14 protein-coding genes are annotated in these 15,954 nt (G+C 68.5%); 9 read left to right on the top strand and 5 right to left on the bottom strand.

What is annotated here, in order from left to right; all coding sequences use genetic code 11:
* Window positions 1–76 precede the first annotated feature (76 nt).
* The 6 genes from DBV35_RS23795 (at window position 77) to DBV35_RS23770 (ending at window position 6,596) form a co-directional block, all read left to right on the top strand.
* Window positions 77–1,312 carry a metal-dependent hydrolase family protein gene (locus DBV35_RS23795; protein ID WP_108662895.1) on the top strand — a complete coding sequence of 412 codons (1,236 nt, stop codon included), beginning with the start codon at window positions 77–79 and terminating at the stop codon, window positions 1,310–1,312.
* A 43-nt stretch (window positions 1,313–1,355) separates the two neighbouring features.
* On the top strand, window positions 1,356–2,606 hold the full coding sequence (locus DBV35_RS23790) for a metal-dependent hydrolase family protein (RefSeq protein ID WP_108662894.1): 1,251 nt from the start codon (window positions 1,356–1,358) through the stop codon (window positions 2,604–2,606).
* Between the two features lie 38 nt (window positions 2,607–2,644).
* Window positions 2,645–3,454, top strand: a complete 810-nt coding sequence (locus tag DBV35_RS23785) for an ABC transporter permease (RefSeq protein WP_108662893.1) — start codon at window positions 2,645–2,647, stop codon at window positions 3,452–3,454.
* Between the two features lie 3 nt (window positions 3,455–3,457).
* Window positions 3,458–4,525 carry an ABC transporter ATP-binding protein gene (locus DBV35_RS23780; RefSeq protein WP_108662892.1) on the top strand — a complete coding sequence of 356 codons (1,068 nt, stop codon included), beginning with the start codon at window positions 3,458–3,460 and terminating at the stop codon, window positions 4,523–4,525.
* 62 nt (window positions 4,526–4,587) lie between these two features.
* Window positions 4,588–5,646, top strand: a complete 1,059-nt coding sequence (locus DBV35_RS23775) for an ABC transporter substrate-binding protein (protein WP_108662891.1) — start codon at window positions 4,588–4,590, stop codon at window positions 5,644–5,646.
* Between the two features lie 68 nt (window positions 5,647–5,714).
* Complete coding sequence (locus DBV35_RS23770) at window positions 5,715–6,596, top strand: ABC transporter permease (protein WP_245944068.1); 882 nt, start codon at window positions 5,715–5,717, stop codon at window positions 6,594–6,596.
* Window positions 6,597–6,605: 9 nt separating this feature from the next.
* On the opposite strand, the gene DBV35_RS23765 is transcribed toward DBV35_RS23770, so the two are convergent.
* Window positions 6,606–7,604, bottom strand: a complete 999-nt coding sequence (locus DBV35_RS23765) for a CobW family GTP-binding protein (RefSeq protein WP_170135023.1) — start codon at window positions 7,602–7,604, stop codon at window positions 6,606–6,608.
* Window positions 7,605–7,717: 113 nt separating this feature from the next.
* A complete protein-coding gene (locus tag DBV35_RS23760; RefSeq protein ID WP_108662889.1) occupies window positions 7,718–9,421 on the bottom strand; it encodes a gamma-glutamyltransferase family protein in 1,704 nt (567 codons plus the stop codon).
* 303 nt (window positions 9,422–9,724) lie between these two features.
* Between DBV35_RS23760 and DBV35_RS23755 the strand changes: the two genes are divergently transcribed.
* The 3 genes from DBV35_RS23755 to DBV35_RS23745 all read left to right on the top strand — a co-directional run bounded on the left by DBV35_RS23755 (window position 9,725) and on the right by DBV35_RS23745 (window position 12,769).
* Window positions 9,725–10,705, top strand: coding sequence for a tripartite tricarboxylate transporter substrate binding protein (locus DBV35_RS23755; protein ID WP_108662888.1), 981 nt, complete (start codon window positions 9,725–9,727; stop codon window positions 10,703–10,705).
* 99 nt (window positions 10,706–10,804) lie between these two features.
* Window positions 10,805–11,248, top strand: a complete 444-nt coding sequence (locus DBV35_RS23750; protein WP_108662887.1) for a tripartite tricarboxylate transporter TctB family protein — start codon at window positions 10,805–10,807, stop codon at window positions 11,246–11,248.
* A 33-nt stretch (window positions 11,249–11,281) separates the two neighbouring features.
* On the top strand, window positions 11,282–12,769 hold the full coding sequence (locus tag DBV35_RS23745) for a tripartite tricarboxylate transporter permease (RefSeq protein WP_108662886.1): 1,488 nt from the start codon (window positions 11,282–11,284) through the stop codon (window positions 12,767–12,769).
* Window positions 12,770–12,858: 89 nt separating this feature from the next.
* Here the strand turns inward: DBV35_RS23745 and DBV35_RS23740 are convergent, their stop codons facing one another.
* The 3 genes from DBV35_RS23740 to DBV35_RS23730 all read right to left on the bottom strand — a co-directional run bounded on the left by DBV35_RS23740 (window position 12,859) and on the right by DBV35_RS23730 (window position 15,947).
* Window positions 12,859–13,665, bottom strand: coding sequence for an alpha/beta fold hydrolase (locus DBV35_RS23740; protein WP_108662885.1), 807 nt, complete (start codon window positions 13,663–13,665; stop codon window positions 12,859–12,861).
* 164 nt (window positions 13,666–13,829) lie between these two features.
* Window positions 13,830–14,747, bottom strand: coding sequence for an NAD-dependent epimerase/dehydratase family protein (locus tag DBV35_RS23735; RefSeq protein WP_108662884.1), 918 nt, complete (start codon window positions 14,745–14,747; stop codon window positions 13,830–13,832).
* A gap of 207 nt (window positions 14,748–14,954) precedes the next feature.
* Complete coding sequence (locus DBV35_RS23730; RefSeq protein WP_170135022.1) at window positions 14,955–15,947, bottom strand: LysR substrate-binding domain-containing protein; 993 nt, start codon at window positions 15,945–15,947, stop codon at window positions 14,955–14,957.
* Window positions 15,948–15,954 lie beyond the last annotated feature (7 nt).

Genomic DNA, 15,954 nt, shown 5'->3' with positions numbered 1-15,954 from the left:
GTTTTGAATGGTCGTCCGCCCTGCGCCCATCAGGGCCCCTTCGCCGCCGACCGGCAAAGCACAAGTGGAGACCTCCTTGGGGCAGTTCCTCTTCAAGAATTTCGGCATGCTGGACCCGACCAAGGACGAGATCCTCGGCGGTCATGAACTGCTCGTCGAAGGCAATCTGATCCGCGAAGTCTCGGATCGCCCGATCAGCGCGCCCGATGCGGCCGTGATCGACTGCGCCGGCGGCACGCTGATGCCCGGCCTCATCGACTGCCACGTCCACGTGGTCCTCGGCGAGGTCTATATCCGCCAGCTCGAGAATGTGCCGCTGACGCTGATGACCGCGCAGGCGATGGTCGCCATGCGCGAGATGCTGGACCGCGGCTTCACCACCGTGCGCGACACCGGCGGGGCGGACTGGGGCATCAAGGCCGCTGTCGACCAGGGCTACATCACCGGCCCGCGCATCTTCATCGCCGGCCGCGCGATCGGCCCGACCGGCGGCCACTCCGACAGCCGCCGCCGCACCGATCCGGGCCCGATGTGCGCGTGCTGCAACGCGCTCGCCTTCACCATGGGCCTCGCCGACGGCAAGGCCGAGGTGCGCAAGGCCGTGCGCGAGGAGATGCGCCAGGGCTGCGACCACGTGAAGATCATGATGTCGGGCGGCGTCGCCTCGCCCTATGACCCGCTCGACAGCCTGCAATTCTCGCTCGGCGAGGTCGGCGCGGCGGTGGAGGAGGCGCACGCCTTCGGCCGCTATGTCTGCGCCCACGCCTATTCGGCCGAGGCGATCACCCGCGCCGCCCATGCCGGCGTGCGCACGATCGAGCACGGCAACCTCATCGACGAGCCGGCCGCGAAGCTGATGGCCGAGAAGGACATGTTCCTCGTCGCCAACCTCGTCGCCTATTACGCGATGAAGGAGCGGGCGGCCGAGTACGGCATGTCCGGCGAGATGCTGGAGAAGAACGACGTCGTCATCGAGGGCGGGCTTCGCTCGCTCGAGATCTGCAAGCGCGCCGGGGTGCCGGTCGCCTATGGCAGCGACCTTCTCGGCCAGCTGCGCGTCGACCAGAGCCGCGAGTTCCAGCTTCGCAGCGACGTCGTCCCCGCGATCGACATCATCCGCTCCGCGACCACGATCGCCGCGAAACTCCTGCGCCACGAGGGCAAGCTCGGCTGCCTTTCGCCCGGCGCCTTCGCCGATCTCCTCGTGGTCGACGGCAATCCCTTGAAGAACCTCGAGCTCTTCGGCGGTCAGGGACGGCACATGTCGCTGATCATGAAGGACGGCGCGGTCCACAAGAAGACGCTACACTGATGCCAGTCCGATACCAGCGCGCGGCTCGGCAAGGGGCTCGCACATGACGAACGAACCGATTCTCTTCAAGAATCTGCGCCTCCTCGACCCGGCCTTCGACGAGCCGCGGGGCGGATACGAGGTCCTCGTCGAGGGCGAGAAGATCAAGGAGGTGTCAGAGACGCCGATCCGCTCGGCCTCCGCGCAGGCGGTCGATTGCGGCGGGCGCGTGCTGATGCCCGGCCTCATCGACTGCCATGTCCATTCGATGCACTCCGAAGTCTATATGCGCCGGATGGAGGACGTGCCTCTCACCCTCGCGGCGGCGCGCGCGGCGCGGCGCCTCAAGGAAATGCTGGACCGCGGCTTCACCACGGTACGCGACACCGGCGGCACCGACTGGGGCATGAAGACGGCCGTGGAGAAGGGCCTCATTCCGGGCCCGCGCCTCTTCATCGCCGGGCGCTCCATCGGCCCGACGGGCGGCCATAGCGACGGGCGCGCGCGCACCAACACCGGTTTCGCCTGCGCCTGCTGCAACGGGCAGGCCTATCTGCGCATCGTCGCGGACGGTGAGGACGAGGTCCGCAAGGTCGTGCGCGAGCAGATGCGCCAGGGCTGCGACCACGTGAAGATCATGGTCTCGGGCGGCGTCGCCTCGCCGAACGATCCGCTGGATTCGCTGCAATTCTCCATCGAGGAGATCGAGGCGGCGGTGGAGGAGGCGGAGGCGTTCGGCCGCTACGTCCTCGCCCACGCCTACGCCGCCGAGGCAATCACCCGCGCGGTCGCCCACGGCGTGCGCACGATCGAGCACGGCAACCTCATCGACGAGGCGGCCGCCAAGCTGATGGCGGAGAAGGGGGCCTATCTCGTCGCCAACCTCGTCGCCTACGTGGCGATGAAGGAGCGGGCGGCCTCCTACGGGATGCCCCCGGTGATGCTCGAAAAGAACGACATGGTCCTCGAAGGGGGCTACCGCTCGCTCGAGATCTGCAAGGCGGCGGGCGTGAAGGTCGCCTACGGGTCCGACCTTCTCGGTGCGCTCGCGGAGGACCAGAGCCGCGAATTCTCGATCCGGTGCGAGGTGCAGCAGCCGATCGAGGTGATCCGCGCCGCGACCACCATCGCCGCCGAAGTGGTGCGCCGTCCGGGCCGTCTCGGCACGATCGCGCCCGACGCGTGGGCCGACATCATCGTCGTCGACGACGACCCCTTGAAGGACATCACCCTCCTCGAAGGGCAGGGCGCCCATCTCGCCGTCATCATGAAGGGCGGGGCGTTCTACAAGAACCGCCTCGGGGGCGCGGTTTGAGCGTCGCGAGCCCATCCAACGGGAGCGGGCCGTCCCTGATGGACCGCCTGCGGCCCGGCCGCTGGCTCCTCAAGGGCGTCGCGATCGTCGCCTTCCTCTACATCCTGACGCCGCTGATCTTCATCACGTGGCTCTCCTTCTACGCGCAGGAAATTCCGTCCTACCCGCCGGAAGGCTACTCCCTGCAATGGTACAAGCTCGCGATCAGCAACGAGCGCTTCATCAACGCGTTCCTGATCAGCGCGCAGGTGGGCGTCGCGGCGACGCTGATCGGCCTCGCCGTCGCGCTGCCGGCCTCGCTCGGCATCGTGCGCCTGCGCTTCCGCGGGCGCGGCACGGTGAACAACCTTCTCCTGATGCCGCTGATCGTGCCGGGGATCGTCCTCGGCTTCGCGCTCTACGTCTTCCAGGTCGAGATCGCGATCGCGACCCAGTGGCCGATCCTCGGCTCCTTCGGCGGCCTCATCTTCGGCCACGTCCTCCTCGTCATTCCCTGGACGGTGCGCCTCATCACGGCGAGCCTCGTCGGCTTCGACAGGACGCTGGAGGAGGCGGCACAGAATCTCGGCGCGAACCGCTTCACGACTTTCCGCCGGGTGACGATGCCGGCGATCCTTCCGGGCATCGTGGCGGGCGCGCTCTTCGGCTTCGTGTCGTCCTTCGGCAACCTCGAAATGAGCCTGTTCCTCGTCGGACCGGGCCGGACGACGCTGCCGATCGCGATCCTCCAATATCTCCAATGGAAAATCGATCCGACCATCGCGGCGGTATCGGTCTTGCAAATCGCGATCATCGCCGTGGCCATGCTGATCACGGACCGGTTCGTGAAAATCTCTCGGGTGGTGTGAAGAATGGCGCGTCTTGAAATCGATGGGGTGTCCAAGCATTACGGCGAATTCTACGCCGCGCGGGACGTCTCTCTCGATGTCGCGGAGGGTGAGTTCCTCGTCCTCCTCGGGCCCTCGGGCTGCGGCAAGACCACGACGCTGCGCATGATCGCCGGCTTCGTGGAACCGTCCGCCGGCGCGATCCGCATCGGCAACAAGGACGTGACGCGCCTGCCGCCCTGGAAGCGCAACACCGGCCTCGTCTTCCAGAATTACGCGCTTTTTCCGCACCTGACGGTCGCGCAGAACGTCGCCTTCGGCCTCGAGATGCGCAAGGTCAGCAAGGCGGAGGCGGCCTCCAAGGTGGAGGACGCGCTGCGCCTCGTGCGGCTCGACCATCTCGGCGAGCGCCTGCCGCGCCAGCTTTCGGGCGGCCAGCAGCAGCGCGTCGCGCTCGCCCGCGCGCTGGTCTTCCGGCCGGACGTCCTCCTTCTCGACGAGCCGCTCTCCAACCTCGACGCCAAGCTGCGCCACGAGGTGCGCGTCGAGATCCGCAGCCTCCAGCAGCGCCTCGGCATCACCACCGTGATGGTGACGCACGACCAGGAGGAGGCGCTGACGATGGCCGACCGGCTCGTCGTCATGAACGAGGGGCGGGTGCGCCAGGTCGGCTCCCAGCGCGACCTCTATGAGCGCCCGGTGGACCATTTCGTCGCCGGCTTCGTCGGCCGGTCGAGCTTCATCCGCGGCGAGATGCACGGCGACACGCTGACGACCGATGGCGGCCTCGCGATCCGTTGCGAGCGCCAGATCGTCGGCAAGGCGGAGATCGCGCTCCGTCCCGAGCGCGTCTTCGTCGGCGCCACGCCGGTCGAGGGGTTGGGCAACTCATTCCCCGGCGAGGTGGAGTTCGTGTCCTACATGGGCGGGCTCATCGACATCCATGTGCGCCTCAGCGAGCACGACCACGTGATCGCGCAGGTGCCGAACCATGATGGGAGTATCCTGCCGTCCGTGGGCGACAGGATCCATGTCGGCTGGGCGCCGACCTCGGCCGTGTTCCCGGCCGGGGACAGCGCCTCGGAAGGCTGAACGAGGGGGAGAGCGGGGCGAGACCTATCGCCACCGCCACGAAAGAGGACGGGAGAAGCAACATGACGAAGGACTTGAAGGGCCTCATCGGCCGGCGCGGCGTTCTGAAGGGCATGGCCGGCGCTGCCGGCGCCGCCGTTCTGGCGCGGCCGTCCATCGTGCGGGCGCAATCGGCGGGCACCGCCGTTGTCGGCACCTGGGGCGGCGACTATGCGCGCCTGCTCAACAAGAACATCGAGCAGCCGTTCCTGATCTCGAAGGGCTGGGAGGTCATCCAGGACCAGGCCGGTGACCCGGAGCGCCGCGCGAAGATGCTCGCCGAGCGCCGCCTGCCGCAGGGCTCCACCGACATTCAGGGCCTCAACGGTCCCAACATGTACCAGGTCTACGAGCTCGGGATCACCCAGGCGATCGACTATGATCGCATCCCGCTCTCGAAGAACCTCCTGCCCTCGATGAAGTACGAGTACGGCATCGGGCAGATCTATTCGGGCATGGTGCCGGTCTACAATCCCGACAAGGTCGAGGCGCCGAAGAGCTATGCCGAGGTGTTCGATCCGAAGTGGGGCGACAAGCTCGGCTTCATCGACATCCAGTACCAGTACACGCTGACGGCGGCGGCGCTCGCGGCCGGCGGCTCGGTGACCGCCATGGACGCCGCGAAGGACATGCTCCTCAAGGCCCGCAAGGGCGGCGCGCGCATCTATCCGACCAACGAGGCGTTCGCGCAGGGCCTCAAGTCGGAAGAGATCGACGTCGGCATCATGTGGAAGGCGCGCACGGTGCAGTGGCAGAATGCCGGCATCAATGTCAGCTCCGCCGTGCCAAGCGAAGGTGCGCTCGCCTACGTCTCCGGCTTCGTGATCCCGAAGAACGCGCCGCACCTCGATGGGGCCTATGCCTACCTCAACGCGATGCTGGAGCCCGCCGCTCAGCTCGCCTTCGCCGAGGACATGGGCTACAACCCGACCGTCGACAACGCCAACATCCCGGCCGAGCTGAACGAGCGGATCGGCTTCACGCCCGAGGCGATCGCCAACCTCCAGAACATGGATTTCGGCTTCTGGCTCGACAACGATGTCGAGCTGAAGGGCTGGTGGGACAAGGAGTTCAAGGGTTGATCCGTCACGGATCCCATCGCGACCCGCGCGCCTTCATGGCGCGCGGGACCGTGCGGGAGGAGATCTAGTTGGCCACGGCGACCATCTCGGACGAGGGGCCGCGCGGCGGCGCGCTCGTCTTCAGCGCCTCGACGCTGATCGGCCCGGCGACGGTGGTGGTCGCGCTGGGCGTGATCGGCCCGCTGCTGATCCTCTTCCGCTACAGCCTCAACGATTTCGACCCGCGCCTCCTCATGGTCGAGGCGGTGACGGCGCAGAACTACATCAACTTCTTCACCGACCGGTACTATCTCGGCGTCTTCTTCACGACGGTGCGCGTGGCGCTGCTGTGCACGGCGGTCTGCCTGTTGCTCGGCTTTCCGCTCGCCTACCTCCTGGCGCGCACGCAGACGCGCTACAAGAATCTCCTGATCATCGGCGTGGTGATCCCGCTCTTCGTCGGCAACGCGGTGCGCGCGGCGGGCTGGATGACGCTCTTCGGCAGCCGCGGCTTCCTGAGCGTGACGCTGATGGACCTCGGCATCACCACCGAGCCAACCGAGATCATGTTCACCGAGCTCGCGGTGATCATCGGCATCATCGCGGTGAACCTGCCGTACATGGTGCTGACGCTGCAGAGCGTGCTCGAAGGCATCAACCGCAATCTCGAGGAGGCGGCCTTCAGCCTCGGCGCGGCGCCGGCGACGATGTTCCGCCGCGTCCTGTGGCCGCTCGCCCTGCCGGGCATCGCGGCGGGGACGATCCTCACCTTCATCCTCGCGATGAACGCGTATGCGACGCCGGTTCTCCTCGGCGGGCCCGAGTTCAAGATGATGGCGCCGCTCGTCTACGGGCAGTTCCAGCTCAACAACTGGCCGTTCGCGGCGGCGGTGGCGTTCCTCCTGATGGGGACGACGCTGCTTCTCACCATCGCGGCGGGCGTCGCGACGCGGCAGCGCTTCCGCGGCTGAGGCTGCGCCTCACGCCGCGTCGGCGACGATCTCCTCGAACAGCGCCTCGAGGGCGGCCGGGTCGAAGGACCCGCGCCGCCCGATCGCGACGAGGGCGCTTTCGGCCGGAGCCGGCCCGTCCTCGCGGGTGATCGACCAGCGCTTGCCGACGAGCTGAAAGACGACGCGCGTCCCGTCCGCGGCGCGCAGCACACCCTTCGCCCGCAAGAGCGTCGTCGGCAGGCCGCGCACGGCCGCGCGCAGCTTCAACGGATCGATCGCTGCACTCCGCACCCAGCTCCAGGATTGGAACGCGTCGGCATGGTCGTGATCGTGATCGTGGCCATGATCATGGTCGTGATGGTGGCTGTGGCCGTGATGCGCAGCTGCGGCGTCCGCACGGTCCTCGCCGGGGACATGGGCGCCGAGGAGCAGGGCGCGCGGGATGTCGCCCTTCTCGGCGTGGACGAGGCGCAGGCGCGGCAGGGCCGCGCCGAGGCTCTCCTCGATGGCGCTGAGTTCCGCGCCGGTCGCAAGGTCCACCTTGTTGAGGATGACGAGGTCGGAGCCCGCCGCCTGGTCGATCGCGAGCTCGGTGTCGGCGAAGTCGAGGCCCGCGAAGGCCCCCGCGTCGACGAGGCAGAAGACGCCATCCAGCGCGGTGCGCGCGGCGAGGCTCTCGACCTCCAGCGTGTCGGCGATCGGGAGGGGGCGGGAGACGCCGCTCGCCTCGATGATCAGCCGGTCCGGCGGATTGTCAACGTCGAGGATGGAGAGGATCGCCTCCGCGAGATCGTCACGGATCGAGCAGCACACGCAGCCATTTTCGAGAGAGACGCTGTTCTCGGTCCGCTCCACCACAAGCGCCGCGTCGATGTTCACCGCGCCGAAATCGTTGACGAGCACGCCGTAGCGCACGCCCTCCGGGTCGGACAGGATGCGGTTGAGGAGCGTCGTCTTCCCCGCACCCAGGAAGCCCGTGAGGATTGTGACGGGGATCGGGGTCGTGGGGGATGGGGCGTGCGACACGGGAAGCCTCTCACGGGAAACGCTGCGCCGCCTCGGCCCCCGCGTCTTCGCGACGCCGGGTGGGCGGCTCTGAGGAGCCACCACAGCCCGGCGGTCTTTTCAAGGGGCGCGGCCTACCAGCCCGCGACGCCTGAGGGCCGGCGCGGGTCGGCCGCCCCCTCCATGCGCCCAGGCTCGGCGACGATCGCGCACACCGCGCCCGAGACCCACTCCCAGTCCGGCCAGCGCTTCACGTCGTGGCCGAGATCGGCGAGCGCGTCGGCGGTGGAATCGGAGATGCGCCCTTCGAGCTGGAGGAGGCCGGGGTCGAAGGCGTGCGGCTCGGACGAGCGCGGGTAGCTGACGGAGCCGAAGCGCGGCGCCTCCACCGCGTTCTGCGGGTTCATTCCCCACACCACGATGTTGAGGAAGACCTGGATCATCGCCTGGGGCTGCATGTCGTTGCCGGGCGAGCCGAAGGGCATCATCCATTCCCGCCCGCGCCGGGCGAAGGCGGGGTTGGGGGTGAGGCGGGGGCGCTTGCCGGGGGCGAGCACGGCCGGGACGCGCGGGTCGGTCCAGGACTGGCTGCCGCGCGTGGAGGGCACGAAGCCGAGGCCGGGGATGACCGGCGCGCCGACGGAGGAGTCGGACGGGGTCGCCGAGAAGGCGTTGCCGGCCGAATCCACCACGCAGATATAGCTCGTGTCGAGCTGGGCGCCGTCGTCCACAAAGGGGCGCGGCGCGGCATCGGCGCCCGGCCGGCCGATCTTGCCGGGCGCGGGCATCCCCCGATACGCCTCGTGCGGGTTGATCGCCTTGCGCCGCTCCGCCGCGTACTCCTGGCTCGCGAGGATCTCGATCGGCACGTCCACGAATTTCGGGTCGCCGTAGAAATGGTGGCGGTCGCTATAGGCGAGCTTCGCCGCCTCCACGACGTGGTGGATGTAGGCGCTCGTGTTGTAGCCGGCGGAGCGGAAATCGAAGCCGTCGAGCATCTGGAGGGTCTGGCCGAGGAGGGGCCCCTGGCACCACGGCCCGCAGGTGAAGACCTCCGTGTCGCCGAAGGTGAAGCGCAGCGCCGGGTCGACGTCGGAGCGGAAGGTGGCGAGGTCTTCGGCCGCGAGCCAGCCGCCATTCTCGGCATGGTAGCGCACCATCTCGCGCGCGATGTCGCCGCGATAGAAGGCGGCGCGGGCGGCTTCGAGCCCGGCCTCGCGTCCGCCGCCGGCCGCGCTCGTCTCCTCGTCGATCATGTACTGGATCGTGCGGCCGAGATCGCTCTGGACGAAGAGGTCGCCGGCCTTCGGGGGCGCGCCGTCGGGGAGGTAGATCGCGGCGCTCGACGGGTAGGCGGCGTAGTCCTCGCGATATTTCTCGATCACCGTCGCGGTGAGGGGGGCGATCGGGAAGCCGTCGCGGGCGAAGCGGAGCGCGGCGCCGGCGGCTTCGGCGAAGGAGATGGTGCCGTAGCGGGTGAGCGCGGTGATCCACGCGTCGGGCGCGGCGGGCACGACGGTGCGCATGATCCCCTTCGGCATCAATCCATCGTGATTGTCACGGAAATAGTCGACGCTCGCCGCGCGCGGCCAGGGGCCGAGGCCGCTGATGGTGATGACCTCGCCGGTCTCGGCGAGCTGGATCATGATCGGCGCGACGCCGCCGAAGCTCACATAGTCGCTCTGGAGAACGCCGAGCGCGATGCCGCCCGCGACGCCCGCATCGATGGCGTTGCCGCCATTCTCCAGGATCTGGAGCGCGGCCTGAGCGGCGAGATAGTGGCCTGCGGACGCCATGTGGCGGGTGCCGAACAATCGGGCGCGGTAGGGGGCGGACATCGCGGGCTCGCTTTCATCGGACGGGGCGGCGCGGGGCCGGAACTAGCGGGACGCGGCGGTGGCCGGCGCGCCGTGACGGGCGGTCGAAAGGATGGCACGGGCCTTTCGCGAGGGCCAGCGGCGGGCGGCCATACGTCCGTACCATGCTCTTGCAATTCACCAACGATTATAAAACAGTCGTGCCCATCGAAAAGGCGGGGCGACCGACGAACCCCTCCTTGTCACCCGGTCGGGTTGGGGCATTTCCCTCGGGGACCGTCGATCGGACGGCGCCGGCATCCCGTCATCTGAGGAGAGAGAGACATGCGGCATTGGATCAGACAGTCGATGGTCGCGGCGGCGGCGGTGGTCGCCCTGTCCGGACCGGCGCTGGCGGACTGGCCTGAAAAGGACATCACGCTCGTTCTGCCGTCCTCTCCCGGTGGCGCCGTCGACCAGCTTATGCTGCCCTTGAAGCCGCTCCTCGAGAAGGAGCTCGGCGTCAACGTCCTCCTCGAATACCGGCCGGGCGGCAGCTCGCAGATCGGCGCGCAGCTCGTCGCGGCGCGCGGCGGGGACGGGTACACGATCGGCGCGCTCCTCCTGCCGCACATCATCGGCACGGTGCAGTACCAGACGCCGGCCTACACGCTCGACGATTTCACGCCCGCCGCGATCATCAGCGGTGACGTGCCGATCTGGTTCACCTCGAAGAACTCGCCCTACAACTCCATGAACGACCTCATCGAGGCGGCGCGCGAGCGGCCGGGCGAGGTGACGGTCGCGATCGGCACCTTCACGGGCGAGCACTACATCACCCTCCTCCAGATCGAGGATCAGGGCGGGGTGAAGTTCCGCACGGTCAACGTCGGCGGCGGGTCCGAGGTCATGAGCGGCGTCGTCGGCGAGCACTTCGATGTCGGCATCTCGCGCCCGGCCTCGATCCTCTCGGTGAAGGACGACATCAAGGGCCTCGGCATCGTCTCCGACGCGCGCGCCGAGCTCTATCCCGACACCGCGACCTTCGACGAGCAGCTCACCGACCCGTTCAAGATCGCGCACCTGCGCTTCGCCGTCGGCGTGATGGCGACGACCGAATTCGCCAAGGACGATCCGGATGGCTTCCAGAAGCTCGTCGACGCGATCGACAAGTCGGTCCACTCCGAGGAGTATGTCGCGGGGCTGACGCGCGCCGGCCGCGAGCTGACCTATATGGGCCCGGAAAAGGCCAAGGGCCTCGTCGACGAGATGTCCGAGGTGATGGCGAAGTACAAGCCGCTGGTCGAGGCCGCGCAGAAGCAGTAGCGGCGCGCCGGGCAAGCGGTTCCGGCTTGTCCGGTTTCTCCACCCGCGTCGCGCGCCCCGCGCGGCGCACCCCCGCCCGTGCCCTCGCCGGAGGATAGGATGGAACAGAAGCGTCCCTTCTGGATCGAGCTCGTGTTTCCGGCCGTCATCCTCGTGCTGGCGGTGATCTACTATTTCAACACGCTGGGCTTCTCGCGCCAGGCGGTGTTCTTCCCCCACTCCATGATGGTGGTGATGGCCGTCCTCGCGGCGGTCGTTCTCACCAAGGAATATCTCGACCGGCGCGGGCGCCCGGCGGCGACCGGCTCCGGCCTCGCCTCGCTCGGCGTCACGCGCAACGCGCTCCTCATCTTCGCGCTCTCGGTCGCCTATTACGGCCTCATCATCGCGATCGGCTACTTCATCGCGACCGGCATCTTTCTCCTCGTGAGCCTCTTCGTCTTCGGCGTGCACAGGTTCGTCTCGATCGCGCTCGCCCTCGGCTTCACCGGGGTGCTCTATCTCGTCTTCGCGGTGCTCTTCGACATCCGCATCGGTTCGTGACGCGCACGCGTCCGGACGGAAAGGAACAGCCGGATGGCTGAAATCTGGGCCGCGATGTCGGTCGACACCTTTGGCTTCGCGATCATCGGCATCGCGCTCGGCATCTTCTTCGGCGCGCTGCCGGGCTTCGGCGGCGGCGCGGCGATGGCGATCTCGCTCCCCATCGCGATCACCCTGTCGCCTCTCAACGCCATGGTCTTCCTGATCAGCATCTATGGCGGGGTGAACTACGGCGACTCGCTGCCAGCCTGCCTCATCGGCGTGCCGGGCTCACCGGGGAGCGCGCCGACCGCGATCGACGGCTTTCCGATGACACGGCAGGGGCGGGCCTCGGAGGCGCTCGCGGCGGGGGCCGTCGGCTCGTGCGCGGGGGCGACGATCAGCGTCCTCGCCTTCATCTTCCTCGCCCCGATTCTTGCCCGCTTCGCGCTGAAATTCGGGCCGCCCGAGTTCTTCATGCTCGTCGTCTTCGGCCTCACCGTGCTCGCCTCGATCGACGCGCGGGGGACGGCGAAGACGCTCTTCGCGGGCGGGTTCGGCATCTGCCTCGCCCTCGTCGGGGCCGATCCCTATTGGGGGCAGTCGCGCATGACCTTCGGCGCGATCGAGCTTTACGAGGGCATCCCCTTCATCCCCGCGCTCCTCGGCCTCTTCTGCGTCTCGCAGATGATGCTCCTCATCGACGACCGCGTCCTCGCCGAGCCGGAGGACCGCCAGGCGCCGACCATGCGCGGGATCATCCGCGGCATGGGCGCGTGCACGCTGCGCGTGCGCATCATCCTGCAGAGTTCGCTCGTCGGCACGGTGGTGGGGGCGCTGCCGGGGGCGGGGGCGACGATCGCCGCGTTCCTCTCCTACACGCTCGCGAAGAACACCTCCTCGAACCCGGCCGCCTATGGCAAGGGCGAGCGCGACGCGGTGATCGCCAGCGAGGCGGGCAACAGCTCCACCGTCGGCGGTGCGCTGATCCCGACCTTCGCGCTCGGCATTCCGGGCTCGGCCTCCACCGCGATCCTCCTCGGCGTCATGATGTACATGGGGCTGCGGCCGGGGCCGCGCCTCTTCCTGGAGCAGATGCCCCTCATCCAGACGCTGGTGATCTTCCTTCTTTTCGGCTGCCTGATGATCGGCCTCTTCGGGGCCTTCGCCGCCAAATATTTCTACCAGCTCACCCGCGTGCCGCTGAAGATCCTGGTGCCGTGCACGATCGCGACGGCGACGCTCGGCGCCTACACCAATCGCGGCGAGATCTTCGATATCGGCGTGATGCTCGCGATGGGCCTTCTCGGCTACATCCTCGTGAAGCTGCGCTATCCGTTGAGCGCGGTGGTGCTCGGCATGGTGCTGGGGCCGCTCGCCGAGCGCTATTTCATCCAGAGCGTCGAGCTCGTGAACTGGGACCTCAGGATCTTCTTCGCGAGCCCGATCTGCATCGCGCTCTGGGTCGGGATCGCGCTGTCGCTGATCGGCTCGCGCGTGCTGGCCTACCGCGAGCGCAAGGCCCACGAGAGCGCCGGCTAGCGCGCTTGCCGCTCAGGTTGGCTCAACCTGAGCGAAGAGCAATCGCGCCAGACAGAGACGCGTTCTCGGCGCTCCGCCCCCGGCCGGGATCAGGCGATCCCGGTCTGCTCGGCGAGCCAGGGGTAGAAGAGCGCCTCGAACGCCGCCTTCTGGTCGACGTTCAGGATGTGCTTGCCGTGCTCGATGATCTCGAGGCGGGAGCCGCGAATGCCCTCGTGGATCACCCGCGCATCGTCGACGGTGGTGCCGGGGTCTTCCTCGCCCGCGATGATGAGGGTGGGGCAGTCGATCTTGCCGAGATCGGCCCGCACGTCGAAGCCGACGATCGCGAGGCAGCAGCCCTCATAGCCGAGCGGCGGCGTGGCGAGGACCATGTCGGAGAGCGCCTTGAAGGCGGCCGGGCTGTTGCGCCGCGTGCGCAGCGTGATCCAGCGGTCCATCGTAGGGGCGACGAGGTTCGCGAGCCCGCCTTCGGACCGGGCGACGGCGATCCGGTTGGTCCAGACCTCCTTGCTGCCATAGGGCGCGTTCGGGGCGGTCGCGATCGGGCAGATGCTCTTCACGAGGTCCGGCCGGCGAATCGCCAGCATCTGCGCGGCCATCCCGCCCATCGAGACGCCGGCGAAGTGGGTCTCCTTGATGCCGAGATGGTCGAGGATCGCGGCGATATCGTCGGTGAGGCCCTCATAGGTGTAGGGCGGCTCGGAGACGACGGACTGGCCGTGGCCGCGCACGTCGTAGCGCAGCACCTGGTAGCGCGCGGCGAGATAGTCCATCTGGCCGTCCCACATGCGCCGGTCTGTGCAGAGCGAGTTGGAGAGGGTCACGACCGGCGCGCCCTCCACGCCCTCGAGGCTGTAGCTGATCCCGTTGAGGGTTCCGTTCGTGACCGCCATGGCGACTGCCTTCTGGGAGGGCCGGGGAGGCGGGCGCCAGCGATGGCGGGCCGTCCCCGGCGCGGGGAGGGAAGGGCCGGCGGACCGGTCCCGTCCCTCGCAAGTCCACCCTCGGCGCGATCAAGTCAACAATCAGGGGCGACGGCCGCGCCGCCGTGCGCCGGTCATTGCGGGCGCAGGTACGCGACGTACTCCTTCACCCCGTCGGCGAAGGGGTGGGTCGGGCGGTAGCCGAGATCGGCCTCGATGGCGCTGATGTCGAAGCGGTACTGCCACTCGTCCTGCGGGTCGTCATTGGGCTCGAGCACGATGTCGGCGTCCGGCAGCTCCGCCTTCACGAGGGCGGCGACACGGCCGAGCGGGATGAACTCGCCCCCCGTCGCGGTGTAGGCCGGCAGCGGGCACTCCGGCGCGTCGAGCGCGGCGATGAGGGCGGCGGCGGCGTCGTCGCGGTGGATGAACTGGCGCGGGAAGCCCTCGCCATAGGCAATGCGGGTCTGGCGGCCGGCGAACGCGTCCTCGATCATGTCGCGGATGATGCAGTCGGTGGTGCGGCCGGGGCCGTAGACCCAGGAGAGGCGGATCGAGACGCCGTCCACCCCGTGCTGCTTGCGATACCCGTTGATCAGCGCCTCGCAGGCGACCTTCGTCGCGCCATAGACGTTCGCCGGATTGAGCGGCGCGTCCTCCTTCCACATGCCGCTTTCCGATGTCGGCTTCGGCGTCGGCCCGTAGGCGCTGGTGGAGGAGCAGAACACCACGCGGCGCATCTTGTGGATGCGGGCGAGCTCCAGAATGTTGGTGGTGCCGAGGACGTTGGCGACCACGATGGCGTGCGGGTTGTCCACCATCACCATCGGCCCGGAGACGGCGCCGCAATGGACGATCTCGGTGATGCCGTGCGCGAGGGTGACGGCGTGAAGGCGGTGGATGTCGCCGAGATCGACGATCTCGACCGGAAGGTGGCCGGGCTTGCGGGCAAGGTCGATGCCCACCGGGTCGCGGCCCGCCTCGGTCAGCTTCTTCATGACGCGCTGGCCGACAAGGCCCGATGCGCCGGTGACGAGTGTCTTGCCCTTCACGGAGTGTCCTCGTTCCTGGGAAGCCGGAGCGGACGCCCCGGCGGAGGGATCATGCAAGGCGGCCGGGCGGCGCCTTAATCGTACGGACCTTTCCACCGTCCGCGCGCGCTGTCGAGATGGCGGGACGGTGGCGGCGGGTCATCTTGGACAAAGGCGTCGCGGCGGGGAAGGACCCGCGTCGGGGACGCGACACGGTGTGCCGGCCGGTCAGCGCGAGAGCGCGGCCTCGGCCGGTCGCGCCGCGCCGTCGACGCTCACCCGGCGGGAGGTGTCGGGCGGGAGCGGGCCGCTCGCCACCTGGCGCTGGAGCCAGTGGATGAAGGCCTGCATCGGCGGCGGCGGGCTGCCGGTCTGCGGGTGGAGGAAATACCAGGCGATGTTGCTGATATATTCGGGCGCGTCGAACACGACGACGAGCTGGCCGCCATCGAGGTCGCGCTCGATCAGCGTGCGGTCGGCGAGCGCGATGCCGAGCCCGTTGATCGCGGCCTGGACCGGCAGGAAGCCGGTCGGGAAGGTGAGGTGGCGGTTGATGCTGATGTTGCGCATCCCGAGATGGGCGAACCAGTTCACCCAGTCGCCCGCCGAGTTCTCCGCGACGATCAGCGTCTCGTCGAGGAGCGCCTCCGGCGCCAGCGGGCGGCGGCGCTCGGCGAGGTAGAGCGGGCTCGCGACCGCCACCATGCGGCGCGAGAAGAGGAAGTGAGGCTCAAGCCCTTCCCACTCGCCGGTGCCGGAGATGATCACCCCGTCGAACGGGCCGGAAGGGCCGAGTTCCGGCGCCACCGTGTGGGTGTTGAGCGTCAGGTTGATGTGCGGGAATTCGTTGCGGAAGTGGGCGAGGCGGGGCAGGAGCCAGCCGGTCGCGAAGGCCATGTGGACGCTGATCGACAGGAGCGACTGGGCGGGTTTGCGCTGCAGGCGCGCGGTGCTCATCTCGAGGATGTTGAAGGCCTCGGAGAGGGCCGGGAGCCACTCCCGGCCATAGCTCGTGAGGCTCAGCGACTGGGGGTGGCGCTCGAAGAGGGCGTGCCCGGTGGTCGCCTCCAGCATCTTCACGTGGCGGCTGATCGCCGCCGGCGTGACCCCCAGCTCCCGTGCCGCGAGCGCAAAGCTCTCGTGCCGGGCGGCGGCTTCGAACGCCCGCAATGCGTTGAGCGGAGGCAGTCTCCGCCTTTTGACATTGATCAATTCGTCCATGCCCCAC

The sequence above is a fragment of the Acuticoccus kandeliae genome (genome assembly GCF_003073115.1).
This window is presented reverse-complemented; position numbering and strand designations above follow the sequence as displayed.